Source organism: Hansschlegelia sp. KR7-227 (assembly GCF_049446035.1).
GTDB lineage: Bacteria > Pseudomonadota > Alphaproteobacteria > Rhizobiales > Methylopilaceae > Methylopila.
Genome location: NZ_JBMSEA010000001.1, coordinates 2,260,531 through 2,277,966, shown reverse-complemented (window position 1 = coordinate 2,277,966; position 17,436 = coordinate 2,260,531). Strand labels below are relative to the sequence as shown.

The 17,436-nt window shown below is 70.8% G+C and carries 18 protein-coding genes; 9 read left to right on the top strand and 9 right to left on the bottom strand.

All coding sequences use genetic code 11. From position 1 onward, the window contains the following. Positions 1–3: 3 nt before the first annotated feature. Positions 4–498: a flavin reductase family protein gene (locus ACO2RJ_RS10660; RefSeq protein ID WP_423267981.1), complete on the bottom strand. Its 495-nt coding sequence runs from the start codon at positions 496–498 to the stop codon at positions 4–6. 148 nt (positions 499–646) lie between these two features. On the opposite strand from ACO2RJ_RS10660, the gene ACO2RJ_RS10655 reads away from it, so the two are divergent. Next, positions 647–883 (top strand): Lrp/AsnC ligand binding domain-containing protein, encoded by a 237-nt coding sequence (locus ACO2RJ_RS10655; protein ID WP_423267980.1) that lies wholly within the window; start codon positions 647–649, stop codon positions 881–883. A gap of 63 nt (positions 884–946) precedes the next feature. Here ACO2RJ_RS10655 and ACO2RJ_RS10650 read toward each other — a convergent pair whose 3' ends face one another. The 6 genes from ACO2RJ_RS10650 to ACO2RJ_RS10625 all read right to left on the bottom strand — a co-directional run bounded on the left by ACO2RJ_RS10650 (position 947) and on the right by ACO2RJ_RS10625 (position 7,862). Continuing rightward, positions 947–1,198 carry a hypothetical protein gene (locus ACO2RJ_RS10650; RefSeq protein ID WP_423267979.1) on the bottom strand — a complete coding sequence of 84 codons (252 nt, stop codon included), beginning with the start codon at positions 1,196–1,198 and terminating at the stop codon, positions 947–949. Between the two features lie 237 nt (positions 1,199–1,435). After that, positions 1,436–4,117: a bifunctional acetate--CoA ligase family protein/GNAT family N-acetyltransferase gene (locus ACO2RJ_RS10645; protein WP_423267978.1), complete on the bottom strand. Its 2,682-nt coding sequence runs from the start codon at positions 4,115–4,117 to the stop codon at positions 1,436–1,438. A 101-nt stretch (positions 4,118–4,218) separates the two neighbouring features. After that, a complete protein-coding gene (locus ACO2RJ_RS10640; RefSeq protein ID WP_423267977.1) occupies positions 4,219–5,157 on the bottom strand; it encodes a LutC/YkgG family protein in 939 nt (312 codons plus the stop codon). Next, entirely contained in the window at positions 5,154–6,584 is a 1,431-nt protein-coding gene (locus tag ACO2RJ_RS10635; RefSeq protein ID WP_423267976.1) for a LutB/LldF family L-lactate oxidation iron-sulfur protein, read from the bottom strand. The genes ACO2RJ_RS10640 and ACO2RJ_RS10635 overlap by 4 nt, the downstream gene beginning before the upstream one ends. Continuing rightward, positions 6,584–7,015: a DUF29 domain-containing protein gene (locus ACO2RJ_RS10630; RefSeq protein ID WP_423268956.1), complete on the bottom strand. Its 432-nt coding sequence runs from the start codon at positions 7,013–7,015 to the stop codon at positions 6,584–6,586. The genes ACO2RJ_RS10635 and ACO2RJ_RS10630 overlap by 1 nt, the downstream gene beginning before the upstream one ends. A gap of 70 nt (positions 7,016–7,085) precedes the next feature. Continuing rightward, positions 7,086–7,862: a (Fe-S)-binding protein gene (locus tag ACO2RJ_RS10625; RefSeq protein ID WP_423267975.1), complete on the bottom strand. Its 777-nt coding sequence runs from the start codon at positions 7,860–7,862 to the stop codon at positions 7,086–7,088. 198 nt (positions 7,863–8,060) lie between these two features. Between ACO2RJ_RS10625 and ACO2RJ_RS10620 the strand changes: the two genes are divergently transcribed. The 7 genes from ACO2RJ_RS10620 to ACO2RJ_RS10590 all read left to right on the top strand — a co-directional run bounded on the left by ACO2RJ_RS10620 (position 8,061) and on the right by ACO2RJ_RS10590 (position 14,312). Then, positions 8,061–9,509 carry an FAD-linked oxidase C-terminal domain-containing protein gene (locus ACO2RJ_RS10620; protein ID WP_423267974.1) on the top strand — a complete coding sequence of 483 codons (1,449 nt, stop codon included), beginning with the start codon at positions 8,061–8,063 and terminating at the stop codon, positions 9,507–9,509. Between the two features lie 37 nt (positions 9,510–9,546). Beyond that, complete coding sequence (locus ACO2RJ_RS10615; RefSeq protein WP_423267973.1) at positions 9,547–10,734, top strand: FAD-binding protein; 1,188 nt, start codon at positions 9,547–9,549, stop codon at positions 10,732–10,734. After that, complete coding sequence (locus ACO2RJ_RS10610) at positions 10,718–11,323, top strand: DUF2585 family protein (RefSeq protein ID WP_423267972.1); 606 nt, start codon at positions 10,718–10,720, stop codon at positions 11,321–11,323. Before ACO2RJ_RS10615 ends, ACO2RJ_RS10610 begins: the two co-directional genes overlap by 17 nt. Positions 11,324–11,359: 36 nt before the next feature. Continuing rightward, the gene (locus ACO2RJ_RS10605) at positions 11,360–11,743 is read left to right on the top strand and encodes a hypothetical protein (RefSeq protein WP_423267971.1); all 384 of its coding nucleotides are present in this window, start codon (positions 11,360–11,362) and stop codon (positions 11,741–11,743) included. A 32-nt stretch (positions 11,744–11,775) separates the two neighbouring features. Further along, entirely contained in the window at positions 11,776–13,113 is a 1,338-nt protein-coding gene (gene glcF, locus ACO2RJ_RS10600; RefSeq protein WP_423267970.1) for a glycolate oxidase subunit GlcF, read from the top strand. 114 nt (positions 13,114–13,227) lie between these two features. Next, complete coding sequence (locus ACO2RJ_RS10595; protein ID WP_423267969.1) at positions 13,228–14,010, top strand: DUF2076 domain-containing protein; 783 nt, start codon at positions 13,228–13,230, stop codon at positions 14,008–14,010. Positions 14,011–14,117: 107 nt separating this feature from the next. Then, entirely contained in the window at positions 14,118–14,312 is a 195-nt protein-coding gene (locus tag ACO2RJ_RS10590; protein WP_423267968.1) for a hypothetical protein, read from the top strand. 9 nt (positions 14,313–14,321) lie between these two features. On the opposite strand, the gene ACO2RJ_RS10585 is transcribed toward ACO2RJ_RS10590, so the two are convergent. Both ACO2RJ_RS10585 and xseA read right to left on the bottom strand, forming a co-directional pair. Next, positions 14,322–15,158, bottom strand: a complete 837-nt coding sequence (locus ACO2RJ_RS10585) for a patatin-like phospholipase family protein (RefSeq protein WP_423267967.1) — start codon at positions 15,156–15,158, stop codon at positions 14,322–14,324. Continuing rightward, a complete protein-coding gene (gene xseA / locus ACO2RJ_RS10580) occupies positions 15,155–16,621 on the bottom strand; it encodes an exodeoxyribonuclease VII large subunit (RefSeq protein ID WP_423267966.1) in 1,467 nt (488 codons plus the stop codon). Before xseA ends, ACO2RJ_RS10585 begins: the two co-directional genes overlap by 4 nt. Before the next feature lie 402 nt (positions 16,622–17,023). On the opposite strand from xseA, the gene ACO2RJ_RS10575 reads away from it, so the two are divergent. Continuing rightward, positions 17,024–17,434: a cupredoxin domain-containing protein gene (locus ACO2RJ_RS10575; protein ID WP_423267965.1), complete on the top strand. Its 411-nt coding sequence runs from the start codon at positions 17,024–17,026 to the stop codon at positions 17,432–17,434. Positions 17,435–17,436: the final 2 nt, after the last annotated feature.

Here is a 17,436-nt window from a genome sequence, read left to right as displayed (position 1 = left end):
AGGTCAGTCGAGGGCGTAGCTGCGGCCGCGGTAGATCAGGGGCCGGACGGCCGGCGCGGCGATCCGAACGGCGTCGATCTCGACGAACAGGGCGGCGTGCGTGCCGACCACGGTTTCCTGCGCGATGCGCCCGTCGAACACGGCGAGCGCGTCGCGCAGCGTCGGCGCGCCCGTCGCGAGCGTCCCCCAGTCGCCCTCGCCGAACCGTCCGTCGTCGCGGCCGTGCGACGCCCGCGCGAAGGTCCGGGCCAGCGCCTCATGCCGCGCGGCGAGCGCGTTCACCGCCATCACGCCGTTCGCGACCGCGAGCCTGTGCGCGCGGCTTCCGGTCTTGAGGCACACGATCAGCGTCGGCGGCTCGTCGGTCAGGCTCGCGACCGAGGTGGCGGTCGCGCCATGGCGGCCGGCCGGGCCGTCGGTCGTCACGACATGGACGGTCGCCGCCAGGCGAGACATCGCCTCGCGGAACCGCAGCGCGTCTTGCGGGAGATCGGTCAATCCAGCTCTTTCCGGAGGCTTCGCGCACCCGCTGAGGGGTCGTTCCCGCATCTAGCGCATTTTCGGTCGCGCGCGCGACTGGCGGCCGTCCTTTGGTCGGCCTAGTTTCCGGACCCCAGCCTCAGGACGCCCCTCAGGACAGCTGTCGATGCAGACCTTCTACGTTCAGATCAAATGCGAGCTCGGCCGGACCTATGAGGTGGCGGAGACGCTCGCCGATCAGGAGCGCCACTCCGAGATCTACTCGACCGCGGGCGATTACGACCTGATCGTCAAATACCACGTGGAGGACGGCGTCGACGTCGGCCATTTCATCGGCGAGCAGGTCCACGCCGTGCCGGGAATCCGCGACACCTACACTCTGATCACGTTCAAGGCGTTCTGACGAAAGGAAACGGGCCGCGTCCTCGGCGACGCGGCCCGTGTCTCGTCGGCGCTGGGGCGGGTGTCAGCGGGTGATCTTGTGGCCCCAGACGTTCAGCATCTGGCCCGTGACCACGTAGCGCGACGAGGCCGCGTCATGACCGAAGATGGTCGGCTCGCTGGCGCCGCGGCGCATGTCGGCGCTGCGGGACGTGTCCACCATCCGGGCTTGGACGCGATCGAACGTGGCGCTCGCGGCGGGCTGGTTCTCCGCGAAGGCGGCGCCGGAGGAGGCGGCCAAGGCGACGGCGGCAAGAGCGATCTTGAGCGTATTCATGACGTAGTTCTCCTGTTGCCGCCCGCGTTCTGCGCGGGCGAGCGTTAAGTGGACGAAAATGTCGAAGACCTTTCTTATAGAACGACAGATCAAACAGTTCGGGGGTCGGATTGTCTTGGGGGTTTGGCTCCCGGTGCGTCGTCTCTGCATGCTCTACTGCAGGAGTCTTCGCAGCCTGTAGGCGGGGTGTTACGGGCCAAGGTGATCACGTGACCGTGAGTCGTCGACCCGCAAGCTCTAAAGCTTGAGCGTCACCGACCGCACCTGCGGGTCGTCGGGATCGGGAGCGATCTCGAAGCCGAGCTCCCGGCAAAGCGCCAGCATGGACGCGTTTTCGGTCAGCACCTGACCGGTCACGGTCGTCAGGCCTTCACGGCGGGCGAGGCGGACCAGGGTGCGCATCAGCCGCCAGCCGAGGCCGCGGCCCTTGAGGTCGGAACGCAGCAGGATGGCGTATTCCCCGGTCTCCACGTCCGGGTCGGATTCGAGCTGCACGACGCCGAGCATGGCGTCCGCGGCGTCGAGCGCGATCAGCGCCATGGTGCGGGCGTAGTCGATCTGGGTGAGCCTGGCGATGAAGGCGCGGGGGACTTGCCGCACCGGCGTGAAGAAGCGCTGACGCAGATCCTCCGGATCCATGGCGCGGAAGAAGGCCGCGACCTTGGGCTCGTCTTCCGGCCGGATCGGCCGCACGAACACCTCGGTCCCGTCGCCGAGCGTGAAGGTCGACTCGAACTCCTTCGGATAGGGCCGGATCGCAAGTCGCGCGTTCGCAGGGCCCGGGCCCGTGTTGCGCTGGGCCTTGGCGACGCGGATGCGGGCGTCGAGCGCCATCGCCCCGCGCGGCGTCGCGACCAGCGGGTTGACGTCGAGCTCAAGGATTTCCGGCATGTCGGCCGCGAGCTGGGCGAGCTTGACCAGCACCAGCGCGACGGCGTCGCGGTCGATCGGCGCCCGGTCGGCATAGGCCGAAAACAGCAGGCCGGCGCGGGTGCGGCCGATGAGCTCGCGGGCGAGCCCCATGTGGAGCGGCGGCAACCCGAGCGCGACGTCGCGCAGCGTCTCCACCGCGCCGCCTCCGGAGCCGAAGGCGAGCACCGGCCCGAAGACCGGATCGTCGGCGAAGCCCGCGAACACCTCCTGCCCGTCGGCGGGGCGGAGCATGGGCTGCACCATCAGGCCCTCGATGCGGGCGTTCGGCGACCGCTGCGCGACCTGAGCCAGCATGAAGCGGGCCGCCTCTTCGACCGCCTCCGGGCTTTCGAGGCCGAGCCGGACGCCGCCGAGACCCGACTTCCGCGTGATGTCGGGCGAGACGATCTTGAGGACCGCGCCGCCCGGGCCGATCAGCCCGCGTGCGACCTCCGCCGCCTCCTCGGGCGTCGCCACCACGGCGTGCGGCAACAGCGGGACGCCATAGGCGCCGAGCACCTCCGCCACGTCGGTCGGCGACAGCCAGGCGCGGCCGCGGGCGATGGTCTCGTCGATCGCCGCGCGCGCGCGCTCGACGTCGGGCGAGAACTCCTCCGGCGCCGACGGCGGCGTCTCGGTCAGCGCGGCCTGCGCCTCGACATGGGCGACGAGGTGCATCAGCCCTTCGACGGCCGCTTCCGGCGTGCGGAAGAACGGCACATGCGCGTCCTCGAGGATCCTTCGCGGCGTCGGCTGTGAGCCGAGGAAGGCGGCGAACACCGGCTTCGGCGGGTAGCGGCGCGCGCGAGCGCGCTTCGTGGCCGCGACGACGGCCTCGGCGCAGGCGTCGGCGGGCGAGATCGCGCTCGGCGCGTGAATGGCGAGCGCCGCGTCGACCCCCTCGTCGGCGAGCGCGGCGTCGAGCGCCTTCTCGTAGCGTTCCGGGCCGGCGTCGCCGCAGAGATCCGTAGGGTTCGCGGGAGACCCGTCGGAGGGCAACGTCGCCGCCAGGCTGGCGACCGTCGCCTCGCTGAGCGTCGCCGGCGCGCCGCCGAGATCGACGAGCCGGTCGACCGCAAGAACGCCGAGGCCGCCGCCATTCGCCAGGATGGCGATGCGCTTTCCCGGCAGCGGCGCGACGCGGGCGAGGGTCTCGGCTGCGGCGAACAGTTCGGCGAGGCTCGACACGCGCAGCAGGCCGGCGCGGCGGAAGGCGGCGGAGTAGACCGCGTCGGGCGTCATCAGGGCGCGGACATGGCTTGCGGCCGCCCGCGCGCCGGCCTCATGACGTCCGCCCTTCACCACCACCACGGGCTTGATGCGCGCGGCCGCGCGGGCCGCGGACATGAAGCGCGGCGCGTCGACGATCGCCTCGAGATAGAGCAGGATCGCGCGCGTCCGCCGGTCGGTGGCGAAGTGGTCAATCAGATCGTCCACGTCGACGTCGACCATGTCGCCGAGCGCGACCACGCCGGAGAACCCGACGCCGCGGGCGTTCGCCCATTCGACGGTCGAGGTCATCACTCCGCCGGACTGCGAGAGCAAAGCGAGGTCGCCGGGGCGGGCGCGCGCCGCCGTGCTGGCGTTCAGGCCGACATGGGGCGCGAGCAGGCCGAGGCAGGCCGGCCCCACCAGGCGAAGGCCCGCGCGGCGCGCAGTCTCCTGCGCCGCCTTTCGAAGCGCGCCGTCGTCGCCTCGCATGCGCGTCACCACCACCGCCGCCCGCGCCCCCGCCGCGCCCGCGGCGTCGAGGATGCCCGGGACGACGCCGGCCGGCGCGGTCACGACGACGAGGTCGGGGGGAGAGGGAAGGTCTGCGAAGCGCGCGACGGAGGCGAGCCCGTCGATCTCGGCATGCTCGGGATTGACCAGGCTCACGGGTCCGCCGAACCCGCCCTCACGCAGATTCTTGAGGATCGCCCGGCCGACGCTGCCCGCGCGCGGACTGCCCCCAGCGAGGGCGACCGAACGCGGGGCGAACACGGCGTCGAGGTTGCGGGAGGTCATGGCGCCTCATGTCGGCCGGTCGCCGAGCGAGGCGACCCAGCCCACCATAGCGCGAAGCGGCGCGCGGCGTCGGCCGACGACCCGTTTGCCCCGAGGGACGGTTAAGGCTGCGTCGACGCCGGCGGATCGCTTGCGGGGAACGAGTCGTCGAGCTCCTCGTCGAGCTTGTCGTCGTCGTCCTCCTCCTGGGGCGTCTTGGCGGGCGTGTCCGACGGGGGCTTGTCCGGTTTGCGCTCGTCGGGCCGCTCGTCTCCGCCTTCCGGCGTGTCAGCGTCGACATTGAGCGTCGAGCGGACTTCGACGGGGGAGGGCGTCGAGCCGGCGGGCGCCGCCGCGGCGGTCCCGTCCGCTTCAGCGGAGCGAGCCGCCGGGTCGATCAGCACGATGTGAAGTCTGCGCGGTCCGTGCGCGCCCATCAGCAGGATCTGCTCGATGTCCGCGGAGCGCGAGGGGCCCGTGATCCAGTTCACCGCGCGCGGCATCAGCCCGTCTCCGTAGCGGGCGCGCAACCGCGTCCAGACATCCTCATAGGTCGCCGCGACGTCGGCGGCGTCGAGCACGACGATGTGGTTGTCGGGAAGAAAGTTGAGCGTGGTCGGGTTGTCCGGTCCCGACGCCAGCACGAGGGTGCCGGTCTCGGCGACGCCGCCGAAGGCGGCGCTTACGGCCGATTCGTCGTCGCCGAAGGAGCGCCCGGTCGAAACGCCGAGCGCCGTCTTCGCCCATGGCAGGCCGCTGAGCCGCGGGTCGTCGCCGCGTCGCACGGTCGGAGCCAGATTGTGGCCGCGCAGATAGTCGGCGACGGCCGCGGGAACGTCGTGGGGGCCAGCGACGACGCTGAGCGTCGCCGCCGAGGCTTCGGCCATCGCGATGAAGAGCTCGACCCGCTGCGCCGCCGACTTGCCCTGGGCGCGGGCCGGCAGAACGCCCGGAGCGCGCCTTGCGAGCCGCTCGGCGACGATCGCCGCGCGCGGGGCCTCAAGCCCGTTGACGCCGAGCGAGCGGCGGATCGTGGAGAAAACCTGTTCGCGCGGCGTCATCTGGTCGTCCTCTGTGCGTTCCAGCGCGCCTGGAAGGTCCCGCCCTGCGGCGCGGCGAGGTCCCGGCTGTCCGTCCAGCCGCCGGCCAGCGGCAGCGACCGGAACCGTCCCTTGCGTCGTCCGAGCAGCGACAGCGCTCCCATGCCGATCCGGCTCGCCATCCGGTAGAGCGCCGGGCGGCGCGCGAAGAACGCCCAGAGCTTCAAACCGGAACGCACGGGGGCCGGTGAAAGGTTCCGCTCGAACTCGCGCTCCCGCCAGTGCCGCATCAGCTTGGGCAGCGGGATCCGCACCGGGCACACGCTCTCGCACCGCCCGCAGAAGGTCGAGGCGTTCGGCAGATGGCCCGCTTTGTCGACGCCGATCAGCGAGGGCGACAGCACCGCGCCCATCGGCCCGGGATAGACCCAGCCGTAAGCGTGGCCGCCGACCGCGTGGTAGACGGGGCAGTGGTTCATGCAGGCCGCGCAGCGGATGCAGCGCAGCATCTCGCGGAATTCGCCGCCGAGCATCGACGACCGGCCGTTGTCGAGCAGAACGACATGATACTCCTGCGGCCCGTCGACGTCCTCGGCGCGGCGGGGGCCGGTGGAGAAGGTCGTGTAGACCGTGATCTCCTGGCCCGTGGCCGAGCGGGCGAGCACGCGCAGCAGCTGGCTGACGTCCTCCAGCGTGGGCACGAGCTTTTCGATCGACGCCAGCACGATGTGGACCTTGGGCAGCGTCTGGCTGAGATCGCCATTGCCCTCATTGGTCACGATGATCGAGGTGCCGGTCTCCGCGACCAGGAAGTTCGCGCCGGTGATCCCGACATCGGCCGCGAGGAACTTCGCCCGCAGCATGGCGCGCGCTTCCGCCAGCAGCGATTCCGGCGCGTCGAGGTCGCGGTCGGCCGGCAGCTCGGTGTGCGCCGCCCGGAAGTTCGCCTCGATCTGGTCCCGGTTGAGGTGGATGACCGGGGCCACGATGTGGCTCGGCCGCTCCCCCCGCAGCTGGATGATGTACTCGCCGAGGTCGGTCTCGACCGGCTGGATCTCGGCGGCTTCCAGATGGGCGTTGAGGTCGATCTCCTCGGAGATCATCGACTTGCCCTTGGCGACCGTCCGCGCTCCGGCGCGCCGGCAGATGTCGACCACGATCTTCGACGCGTCGGCGGCCGTCGGCGCGAAATGCACGTGGCCGCCGGCCGCCTGCACCTTGGCCTCATAGGCCTCGAGGTAGAGGTCGAGATGGGCGAGCGTGTGGTTCTTGATGTCGCGCGCGGAGTCCCGCAGCGCCTCGAATTCGGGAAGCTTGTCGGCGGCCTTGCGGCGCTTGCCGATGAAGCCGGTCTCGACATTGCCGAGCGCGCGCTGCAGCGCCTCGTCGCGCAGGGCGTGGTGAGCGTTGTCCTTGAAGGCGGGCGATGTCGGGACGTGGATGGTCATCAGTCGGGCAGATACTCGTCGTCACGCAGCTGAGCGAGGGTGAAAGGGCATTCGGCGGGGAAGGACTTCAGGGGAAGCTCGGTTTCGGCCGCGGCCTCGCGACGCGCGCGCCGGTAGGCTTTCGTCACGAGAACGCTCGCCTCCGCCGCGAGCGACGGGTTCTCGTCCTCCAGGTCTTCTATATCGCCGCGTTCGCGAACGATCGTGACGGCCCATGATCGACTGCGATGCGTCGGTTGATGACGCCATTTCAAGAGATGGAGGATCAGCACCCGATAACTCGACTGAAGCGCCCGCCGTCTTTCACGGCCCATGGACTCGACCTCTTCGATGAGGTGGGGGAGATCGAGCTCCGTGAAGCGCGCCTCGCGCAGCAAGGAGGACTGTCGCTCCGTCCACAAGGCGAAGTCTTCGTCGTAGCCGGCGGACATCGCGCGGACGGGACGTTCTTTGACCTCGGCCATAGGCGCCTCCCTGAACGAGCGCACCGATCCTACCACGTCACCGCCGCGCCGGCTCGCCGATGGCGGGCTCGTCGCCCATGCCGGCGAGCACCTCGGCGACGTGGCGCGCCTGCACCGGGCGGCCGAGGCGCTGGAGCTTGCCCGCCATGTTCATGAGGCAGCCGAGATCGCCGGCGAGCAGCGTGCCGGCGCCGGAGTGGCTCACATTGTCCGCCTTCTTCGAAACGATCGCGTCGGAGATCTCGCCGTATTTCACGGCGAAGGTGCCGCCGAAGCCGCAACAGACGTCCGGGTCCTTCATCTCCGCGATCGTCAGCCCGTCGACGCTCTCCAGCAGCTTGCGCGGCTGGCCCTTGATCCCGAGCTCGCGCAGGCCCGAGCAGCTGTCGTGATAGGTCACGGCGCCGTCGAAGCGCGCCGCGACCTTCGTCACGCCGCGGACGTCAACCAGGAAGCTGATCAGCTCATGCGTCTTGGCCGCGAAGGCGTCGGCGCGACGGGCGAGGTCGGGTTCGTCTGCGAACAGTTCCGGAAAATGCTTCTTCAGCTGGCCGGCGCAGGAGCCCGACGGCGCGACGACGTAGTCGACGCCCTGGAACGCGTCCATCACCTGCAAGGCGAGAGCGCGGGCGGTGCGGCGGTCGCCCGAATTGAACGCGGGCTGGCCGCAGCAGGTCTGCGACGGGACCACCACCTCGCAGCCGGCGTCCTCGATGAGCTTGGCCGCGGCGAAGCCCACCGAGGGGCGGATGAGGTCGACGAGGCAGGTCGCGAACAGACCGACCCGGGGACGGGCCTCATGCGATTGAACCACTTGAAACGGCTCCAGACACGCGGACAAATGCAAGACGGACGAAGCGGATGGCGACCATGGCCTCGCGCGGCGGCCGAGCGCAAGAGCGGGGCCGCTCTGCCCGATTCGGCTATCTCTGGCGCTCTCGGTGATATATCAGTGCCGCGCGTCCGCCCCGCCTGCGAAGGCGACGAGAAGAACAGGACGAAGGAGGAGACGATGACCGGCATCGCGATGCCCGACCCCGATCCGCGCATTCTCGCCCGCCGCGACGCCATCGTCGCGGGCCTGCAGGCGATCGTGCCGGGCGAGGGGGTGATCTCCTCGCTGGACGAGCGCCGCGCCTTCGAGACCGACGCGCTCACCGCGTACCGCCGGACGCCGCTCGCCGTCGTGCTGCCCTCCACGACCCGGCAGGTCGCCGAGGTGCTGGCCTTCCTCGACAAGGAGGGCGTTCCCGTCATTCCCCGCGGCGCCGGCACCTCGCTCGCCGGCGGCGCGCTGCCCCAGGAGGACGCGGTCGTGATCGGCGTCGGCAAGATGGCGGCGGTGCTCGACGTCGACCTCGCGAGCCGCACCATGCGGGTGCAGACCGGCATCACCAATCTCGGCGTTTCGGCTGCGATCGCGCATGAGGGCTTCTTCTATGCGCCCGACCCCTCCTCGCAGCTCGCCTGCACCATCGCGGGCAACATCGCGATGAATTCGGGCGGCGCGCATTGCCTGAAATACGGCGTCACCACCAACAATCTGATGGGCGTGACCTTCGTCACGCTGAAGGGCGAGATCGTCGAGATCGGCGGCGACGCGATGGACGCGCCCGGCCTCGACCTGCTCGGCGTGATCTGCGGTTCGGAAGGCCAGTTCGGCATCGCGACCGAGGCGACCCTGCGGATCCTGCCGATGGCCGAGGGCGCCCGGCCGATCCTGTTCGGCTTCGACACCAGCGAGGCGGCGGGGGCCGCGACCGCGGCGGTGCTCGCCGCCGGCATCGTGCCGGTCGCGATCGAATTCATGGACAAGATCGCGATCGACATCTGCGAGGACTTCGCCCATGCCGGCTACCCGATGGACGCCGGCGCCCTGCTGATCGTCGAGGTCGAAGGCTCGCCCGCTGAGATCGACGAGCAACTCGCCCGCATCGGCGAGATCGCCGCCCAGCACGGCGCGACCTCGTCCCGTCAGGCCAAGACGCCGGCCGAGGCCGCCGCGATCTGGAAGGGCCGCAAGTCCGCCTTCGGCGCCATGGGACGCATCTCCGACTACATCTGCATGGACGGCACCATCCCGACCGGCCGGCTGCCGGAGGTGCTGACCCGAATCAGCGCGATCTGCGACGCAGCGGGGCTCAAGGTCGCGAACATCTTCCACGCCGGCGACGGCAATCTGCACCCGCTGGTGCTGTACGACATGAACGATCCGGTCTCGCTCGCCAAGGCCGAGCGCGCCGGCGAGGACATCCTGATCGCCTGCGTCGAGGTCGGCGGCTGCCTCACCGGCGAGCACGGCGTCGGCATCGAGAAGCGCGAGCTCATGACGACGCAGTTCACCCACGCCGAACTGGTCCAGCAGATGCGAGTGAAGTCCGCCTTCGATCCGAAATGGCTGCTCAACCCGGCGAAAGTCTTTCCGCTCGCGCTCAGCGCCGATCTAAGGACGGCAGCATGATGGGCTTCGGCGGGACGGCGCCGTCCGGGGAGCGTCCATGACCGACGTCGTCGCTCCCCTCGACGAGGCGGGGATCGAAGCCGCGATCCACGACGCGGCCGCGCAGAAGGCGCCGATCGTGATCAGGGGCGCCGGCACCCGCTCGGGGCTCGGCCGCCCGGTCCAGGCGGCGACGACCCTGACGACCGAGCGTCTCACCGGGATCACCTTAATCGAGCCGTCCGAGCTCGTGGTGGCGGCGCGCGCCGGCACGCCGGTGGCGGAGGTCGAGGCGGCGCTGGCCGAGAAGGGGCAGCGGCTCGCCTTCGAGCCGTCCGATCTCCGCGCGCTCTACGGGACCTCCGGCGAGCCCACGGTCGGCGGGCTCGTGGCGACCAACGCGTCGGGCCCGCGCCGCGTCTACGCGGGCGCTGCGCGCGACGCGCTGATCGGCGTGCGGCTCACGACCGGCCGGGGCGAGACCATCCGCTCGGGCGGGCGGGTGATGAAGAACGTCACCGGTTACGACCTCGTGAAGCTCGCGGCCGGCTCGCACGGCACGATCGGCGTGGTCACCGAGGCGACCTTCAAGACGCTTCCGATCCCCGAGACCGAGACCACGCTCGTGCTGGAGGGCCTGGATGACAGCCGGGCGGTCGAGGCGCTGTGCGGCGGGATGGGCTCGCCCTTCGAGGTCACCGGCGCCGCGCATCTCCCGGCGACGGCGGACGCGGCGGCCCGCACCCTGTTCCGGCTGGAGAACTTCGAGAGTCAGGTGCGCTATCGCGCCGGCGCGCTGGAGGCGCTGCTGAAACCTTATGGAGCCGCGAGCCGCCTTGATCGCGACGCGTCCCGGACGCTCTGGCGGCAGGTGAGCGACGCCGCGTCGCTCCTCGGCGATCCCGGGCATGCGGTGTGGCGGGTCTCGGTCGCGCCTCCGCAGGCGGCCGAGGTCGTCGCCCGTCTGGGCTCTCTGGTCGCGGCGCATCTCTACGACTGGAGCGGGGGGCTGATCTGGGTCGCGGTCGCGCCCGGCGACGACGCCGGGTCCGCGCGGCTTCGGCCGATCGTCGCGGCGGCGCGCGGCCACGCCACGCTCGTGCGGGCCTCCGACGCCATCCGGGCGGCGATCGACGTGTTCGAGCCGCAGCCGGCTGCGCTCGCGCGGCTGACGCGCGAGGTCACGGCCGCCTTCGATCCGGCCGGCGTGCTCAATCCGGGACGTATGCATGCGCTCCGGACTTAGCCTCCCGGCGCCCGCGCCCTTGCGCGTCTTTGACGGCCTGATCGCGCTGCTGGTCATCGCGGCCTTCGCTTTGGCGTTGATGGCGATGGGCCGGCCGGCGATCTGCGTTTGCGGCCATGTGGAGCTCTGGCACGGCGCGGCGAACGACGCGGGCACGTCCCAGCACGTCTCCGACTGGTACTCGCTCTCGCACGTGATCCACGGCTTTCTGTTCTACGGCGGCGCGGTGCTCGTGTGGCGGCGGCTCGGAAAGCCGCTGCCGCTCGCCGCCGCGCTGTTCCTCGCGATCGCGATCGAAGGCGGCTGGGAGCTCGTGGAGAACAGTCCCGCCGTGATCGAGCGCTACCGCGCCACGACGGCTTCGAACGCCTACGCCGGCGACAGCGTCCTGAACTCGGTCACGGACATCGGCTTCATGGTGGTCGGCTTCTGGCTGGCGCGCGTGTCGCCGACATGGCTGATCGTGACCGCGGCCGTCGCTATGGAGTTGCTCGCGCTCTATGTCATCCGCGACAATCTCACCTTGAACGTCCTCATGATCGTCTGGCCGCTGGACGCGATCCGCGACTGGCAGGCGGCAGCGCGATGAACAAGGACACGTCTGCGTGGAGACGGACGAGCGGCGATGGGCGCACCCAGCCGGATCCTGACCGGCCTTGCGCTCGCTCTCGCGCTGACGGGCGCGGCGCGCGCCCAGTCCTGTCCGCCGATCGACGGGACGATCGGGCAGGTCCTGGCGGAGACCGCGAGCGCGCGCGCCGACGTTACCGACCGCTTCGCCTGTCATTTCCCGGCCGGTCAGACGTTCAACGAAACCGCCGTCCTGCTCGATCGCAACGGGTTCGATCTGCTGAACCCGACGGAGCCCAGCTTCTTCCGCTGGCGCGCGGGGGGCGAAGAGTTCACCTCGCGCCGCTTCGTCGGCGCCGCCGAATTCCGTGTGACGCTGCAGTTCGTCGACAAGAAGATCGCGCGCGTCTCGGCGCAGTATTTTTCGGCCCGACGGTGATCCGCCGCGGCCTCAAGCCCGGCTGAAGTCCCATGCAGACCACCTTCGCCCCCGAACGTCTCGCAGCCGATCCGCAGCTTGCGACCTCCGAGAAGATCCTGAGGACCTGCGTGCATTGCGGGTTCTGCACCGCGACGTGTCCGACCTATCTCCTGCTCGGCGACGAGCTCGACAGCCCGCGCGGACGCATCTACCTGATCAAGGAGATGCTGGAGGAGGACAAGCCGGCGACGCCGCAGATCGTCAAGCACATCGACCGCTGCCTCTCCTGCCTCTCCTGCATGACGACCTGTCCGTCGGGCGTGCATTACATGCACCTCGTCGACCATGCCCGCGCCCATATCGAAAAGACCTATGAGCGCCCGTTGGCCGACCGGCTGATGCGCCGGCTGCTGGCCTTCGTGCTGCCTTATCCCGGACGGTTCCGGCTGGCGCTCGCGGCGGCGTTCTTCGCGAAGCCTCTCGCGCCCTTCCTGAAGGGTCCGCCAGCGCTCGCGCGGCTCGGCGCCATGCTGAGGCTCGCCCCGTCGCGTCCCGCGCTGAGGTCCGGAAACGAGGGGCCGGGCGTGTTTCCCGCGCTCGGACAGCGCAGGGCGCGCGTCGCGCTGCTGCAGGGCTGCGCGCAGCCGGTGCTGGAGCCCTCGATCAACGAGGCGACGGTCCGCCTCCTGACCCGCCATGGGGTCGAGGTCGTTCAGGCCAGGGGGGAGGGGTGCTGCGGCGCGCTCGTCCATCACATGGGCCGCGAGGACCAGAGCCATGCGCAGGCCAGGCGCAACGTCGACGCCTGGACGCGCGAGATCGAGGAGGGCGGGCTCGACGCCATCGTCATCACCACCTCCGGCTGCGGCACGACGATCAAGGACTACGGCTTCATGCTGCGCGAGGATCCGGCCTATGCGGCGAAGGCCGCGCGGGTCTCGGCGCTCGCCAAGGATTTTTCGGAGTTCGCGGCGACGCTCGACCTGCGCCCGGCGCGCGAGACCGGCCAGACGATCGCCTATCACTCCGCCTGTTCGCTCCAGCATGGCCAGCAGGTCAAGGACGAGCCGAAGGCGTTGCTCAAGGCCGCAGGCTTCCGCGTCAAGGAGCCGACCGAAGGGCACATCTGCTGCGGGTCCGCCGGCACCTACAACATCATGCAGCCCGAGATCGCGGCGCGCTTGCGCGACCGCAAGGTGGCGAATCTGGAGCGCGCCCAGCCGGAGGCGATCGCCGCCGGAAACATCGGCTGCCTGACCCAGATCCGGTCGGGAACCGGCGTCCCTTGCGTCCACACGGCCGAACTCCTGGACTGGGCGACGGGCGGCCCGCTGCCGGAGGCGCTCGAGGGCCGTGGTTTCGAACGCCTGCCCCAGGCGGCGGAATAGGCCGAAAACGCCCCGATTCCGCCGCCGCGTCGCCTTCAAAGGCCCTTGCGGCCTTCCGAGCCTCTGCACATGTCGACGGGAGACGCTTCGTCGAAGGGCTTTGGAGCTCGCGCCATGAACGACCAGGAACGCAACCTCATCGCCGGCCTGTTCGCGCGCCTGCGCAGCGCGCAGAACGCCTATCGCGACCCCGCCGCGGAGGCCTACATCGCCGAACAGGTGGCGCAGCAGCCCTACGCCCCCTACGCCATGGCGCAGACCCTGCTGGTGCAGAACCAGTCGCTCGAGGCCGCCAACGCCCGGATCGCCGAGCTCGAGCAGGAGCTCGAGGGCGCGCGGGACGCGGGCGGAGACGATCGCGCGTCGCCCTGGGGGCCGCGCGCCGGCGAGGCGATGGGCCGGCCCATGGACGCCCCGTTCGGCGGCGGCGGCCAGCCGATGGGCGCGCCCGGCAGGTTCGGCGGTCTGTTCGGCGGCCAGGACAATCAGCGCCAAGGCTATGGCGGGCCGTCGTCGCAGCCTTACGGCGCACAGCAGCAGCCCGACGGCTCGCCGAACCAGAGCTACGGCGCCCCGCAGGCGACCCCGTCGGGCGGCGGCTTCCTGTCGGGCGCGCTGCAGACGGCGGCCGGCGTGGCCGGCGGCGCGCTGCTCTATCACAGCCTGAGCTCGCTGTTTGGCGGGGGAGGCGAGGCGAAGGCCGCCGAGGCCGCGCCGGCCGCGAACGACGCCGCATCCCCTCTCGCCGACGCCTCCGCTTCGGCGCCCGATGCGGGCGCCGGCGAAGGGGGATGGTTCTCCGGCCTGCTGGACGGCGTGGGCTCGCCCTCGGACGGAGACGACGGCGGGGACGACGGGTCTGCGGACGACGGCGGCGACGGCGACGGCTGGCTTTAGTCGCCGGCAGTCGCAACCGAACGCCGCCTCGATCGTTGAGGCGGATCGAAGGGGCATGACACGCCGGCGCGCCCGCGCGCCGGTCTTCGAGACAATGGAGTCAGGGCATGGCCGCTGACCGCACGCGTGAACGAAACGACACCCCGCCCGCCGCGCCGGAGCTGTCCGCCGCGCAGGACGGGTTCGACCGGGCCCTCGGCGCCCCCGCCGAGGACGAGATGGACGACGGCGATACGACGTCGGAGGATTCCGGGGTGAGCTTTCTCGACCGCTTCATCACTCCTGAGCGCACCTGGCGCTGAGGCGACCGCTCAGCCTGAGAGCAGCCTTTCGATCGCGCGCTTCGCCTCGTCTTTTGTGTCCGCGCTGAGGCGCAGCGCCGAGGCGACCTTCAGGAAGTCGAGCAGGGTGATCCTGTCCACCTTCGGGCGGATCAGGACGTCCGGCCCGCCTTGGGCGACCTTCCCGGCCACGATGGTCGACTGCATGATCTGGATCGCGCCCAGCATGCAGACGAAGGCGTTCGGCGGCGTGGGCCCCGACATCACCGGCCCGCCGGTGACGTCGACGGCGATCACGGCGTCGACGCCTTTGAGCGCGTCGAAAGGCAGCGGATTCGTCATCGCGCCGTCGATCAGCGTGCGCCCGCGGTGGAGGACCGGCTTGAACAGGCCCGGGATCGCCGCCGAAGCCGCGATCGCCGGCAGCAGCGGGCCGTCGCGGAGGACGACCTCCGCCCGTCCGAAGAAGTCCGTGGCGATCGCCTGGAAGGGGATCGCCAGATCTTCGAAGCGCTCGGGGACGCCCGGCGGCAGGAACTGCGGGATCAGCGCCTCCGCGTCGAGCAGCATCGGGTTGAGCGAACCTGTCCCGAACAGGTCCGAGATCCGGCCGACACGCGCCTTCATCACCTTGGCGAGCGTCTGTCCGCGATTGGAGAGCTGCGCGAGCGTGTGCTCCCGCAGGTCGCGGCCGCTCAGGCCCGCGGCATAGCAGGCGCCCATCAGCGCGCCGATCGACGCGCCGGCGATGGCCGCGGGCCGCACGCCGAGCTCGTCGAAGGCTTCGAGCACATGCAGATGGGCAAGGCCCCGGGCGCCGCCGCCGCCAAGGGCGAGGCCGATCCGGCGTTCGCTCGGCGACGTCATGCGAACAGGTCGTCCTGCGCCGTCCCGGGCTCCGACCGCGGCTTCGGGGGCCGGCGCCCCGTCGGACGCGCGGCGGCGCCGTCGCCCGGGCTCGCCCCGGCGCGTTCGCCGTCGGCGGTCGCGGCGATCGCGCCGTCGGCGAAGCGCAGCGACAGGGCCATGCCCGGCGCGACGCGGGCGGCGAGCGGCACGACGTGGCCTTCCGGACCGAGAACCAGCGCGTAGCCCCGCTCCAGAACGGCCTGCGGCCCGAGGCTCGCGGCGAGCTTGGCTGCGGCCCCCAGTCGGTCCCGGCGACGCTCCAGCCCGGCCCTGAAGGCGCGGTCGAGGCGGGCGGCGAGCCCCGTCGCGCGCTCCTGCGACAGCGCGATCCTGTGGCGGAGCGCCGCCGGCGACAGCCGGGCGCCGGCCGCCGCGAAGCGGGCGTGGTGACGACCGGCGTTGGCGACCAGCGCGGGGGCGAGACGGGCCGCCGCGTGGTCGAGCCGCTGGCGCGGCGGCTGGAGCAGCGTTTCGAGCGACGGCAGCGCCCGGGCCGCCGAACGCAGCTCGGAACGGCGGAACTCGAGCGCGCGGAGCGTGCCCGCCCGCAGCCGCGCGCCGCGCTCTGCGACGCCCGCGATCAGTTCGGCGCGGACCGGGACGGCGATTTCGGCGGCGGCCGTCGGCGTCGGCGCGCGGCGGTCCGAGGCGAAGTCGATCAGCGTGGTGTCCGTCTCGTGGCCGACCGCGGAGATCAGCGGGATCGCGCTTTCGGCGGCGGCCCTGACCACGATCTCCTCGTTGAATCCCCAGAGATCTTCGAGGCTGCCGCCGCCGCGCGCGACGATCAGCACGTCCGGCCGGGGGATCGCTCCGCCGGGGGTCAGCGCGTTGAAGCCGCGGATCGCGGCCGCGACCTCCGTCGCCGCGGTTTCCCCCTGAACGCGCACCGGCCAGACCAGCACCCGCCGCGGGAACCGCTCAGCGAGCCGATGGAGGATGTCCCGGATGACGGCGCCGGTCGGCGAGGTGACGACGCCGACCACCTGCGGAAGGTAGGGCAGAGCTCGCTTGCGGGCGGGATCGAACAGACCTTCCGCCGTCAGCCGCTTCCGGCGCTCCTCGAGCTGGGCGAGCAGCGCGCCGACGCCCGCCGGCTCGAGCCTGTCGACCACGATCTGATAGGCGGATTTGTTGGGATAGGTGGTGAGCCGCCCGGTGGCGATCACCTCCATGCCCTCCTCGGGCCGGAATTTGAGCTTGCCCATCGTGCCGCGCCAGACGACGGCGTCGATCTTCGCGCCTTCGTCCTTCAGCGCGAAATAGGCGTGGCCGGACGAATGCGGGCCGCGATAGCCGGAGATCTCGCCGCGCACCCGGACATAGCCGAACCGGTCCTCCACGGTCCGCTTGAGCTGCTGGGACAGCTCCGAAACGGAGATCTCGGGGGCGTTCGAAAGGGCGTCTTCGGCGACGGTCATGCAGCTTCGCGATCCGGCTTCATCCCGTCACCTTTATCGCCGCCCGCGGCCTTGCGCGAGCGGCGGCGAGGTCGCGGGCCGAACCGGTGATGCGGACAACCGGTCGAGCCATGCTGCATCGCAGCATAGCGCTTAATCGTTCGAACTATAATTGTCTCACGATCTCGTCAGGCAGCGCCGCTCTGCTTGCGACGCCAGTCGCCGCCGCCTAGTTATGCCGATCGTCGGGGCGTCGTCTCGATGTCTGCTTCCGCTTTTCGGCAGTTTCGAAGTGGAGCTGAGAGTCGAATACGTGTCGTGCGCGCTCTGATCGCAACAGGGCTTCATTGCACTTGCAGTGATTGACCTAGCGTGGGTCGCCTGGTCGCAGCGCGCATGAGAGTTTGTCCAGAGGATTCCCACATGAAGACCGCCGCCCTCATCGCCTCCGCCCGTCTCGACCGCAGGACCGTTCTCGCCGGCGGCGCCACGCTCGCCGCAGCGCTCATCCTTCCCAGCGTCGCGCGCGCCGACCCGTTCGAGGTCGTCGAGGGCGCGCCCGAAGGCGGCAAGGCGATCACGATCGACAAGATGGCCTTCCAGACCCCGGAGATCACCGTGAAGGTCGGCGAGCCCATCACCTGGACGAACGAAGACGGCATGGCCCACAACGTCCATCTGCGCCAGGGCCCGGCGAAGGGCCATCCCAAGGCGCAGGGCAAGATGCTGAACAAGGGCGACAAATACACCCTCAAGTTCAACGAGCCCGGCACGTACAAATACGTCTGCACGCCGCATCCGATGATGAAGGGCACGATCATCGTCGAGGCCTGACG

What these genes read in the sequence shown, in the direction of transcription:
- ACO2RJ_RS10655 (WP_423267980.1), top strand. Translation starts at nt 647, where the DNA reads ATGCAGACCTTCTACGTTCAGATCAAATGCGAGCTCGGCCGGACCTAT.
- ACO2RJ_RS10650 (WP_423267979.1), bottom strand. Translation starts at nt 1,198, where the DNA reads ATGAATACGCTCAAGATCGCTCTTGCCGCCGTCGCCTTGGCCGCCTCC.
- ACO2RJ_RS10645 (WP_423267978.1), bottom strand. Translation starts at nt 4,117, where the DNA reads ATGACCTCCCGCAACCTCGACGCCGTGTTCGCCCCGCGTTCGGTCGCC.
- ACO2RJ_RS10640 (WP_423267977.1), bottom strand. Translation starts at nt 5,157, where the DNA reads ATGACGCCGCGCGAACAGGTTTTCTCCACGATCCGCCGCTCGCTCGGC.
- ACO2RJ_RS10635 (WP_423267976.1), bottom strand. Translation starts at nt 6,584, where the DNA reads ATGACCATCCACGTCCCGACATCGCCCGCCTTCAAGGACAACGCTCAC.
- ACO2RJ_RS10630 (WP_423268956.1), bottom strand. Translation starts at nt 7,015, where the DNA reads ATGTCCGCCGGCTACGACGAAGACTTCGCCTTGTGGACGGAGCGACAG.
- ACO2RJ_RS10620 (WP_423267974.1), top strand. Translation starts at nt 8,061, where the DNA reads ATGACCGGCATCGCGATGCCCGACCCCGATCCGCGCATTCTCGCCCGC.
- ACO2RJ_RS10615 (WP_423267973.1), top strand. Translation starts at nt 9,547, where the DNA reads ATGACCGACGTCGTCGCTCCCCTCGACGAGGCGGGGATCGAAGCCGCG.
- ACO2RJ_RS10610 (WP_423267972.1), top strand. Translation starts at nt 10,718, where the DNA reads ATGCGCTCCGGACTTAGCCTCCCGGCGCCCGCGCCCTTGCGCGTCTTT.
- ACO2RJ_RS10605 (WP_423267971.1), top strand. Translation starts at nt 11,360, where the DNA reads ATGGGCGCACCCAGCCGGATCCTGACCGGCCTTGCGCTCGCTCTCGCG.
- glcF (WP_423267970.1), top strand. Translation starts at nt 11,776, where the DNA reads ATGCAGACCACCTTCGCCCCCGAACGTCTCGCAGCCGATCCGCAGCTT.
- ACO2RJ_RS10595 (WP_423267969.1), top strand. Translation starts at nt 13,228, where the DNA reads ATGAACGACCAGGAACGCAACCTCATCGCCGGCCTGTTCGCGCGCCTG.
- ACO2RJ_RS10590 (WP_423267968.1), top strand. Translation starts at nt 14,118, where the DNA reads ATGGCCGCTGACCGCACGCGTGAACGAAACGACACCCCGCCCGCCGCG.
- ACO2RJ_RS10585 (WP_423267967.1), bottom strand. Translation starts at nt 15,158, where the DNA reads ATGACGTCGCCGAGCGAACGCCGGATCGGCCTCGCCCTTGGCGGCGGC.
- xseA (WP_423267966.1), bottom strand. Translation starts at nt 16,621, where the DNA reads ATGACCGTCGCCGAAGACGCCCTTTCGAACGCCCCCGAGATCTCCGTT.
- ACO2RJ_RS10575 (WP_423267965.1), top strand. Translation starts at nt 17,024, where the DNA reads ATGAAGACCGCCGCCCTCATCGCCTCCGCCCGTCTCGACCGCAGGACC.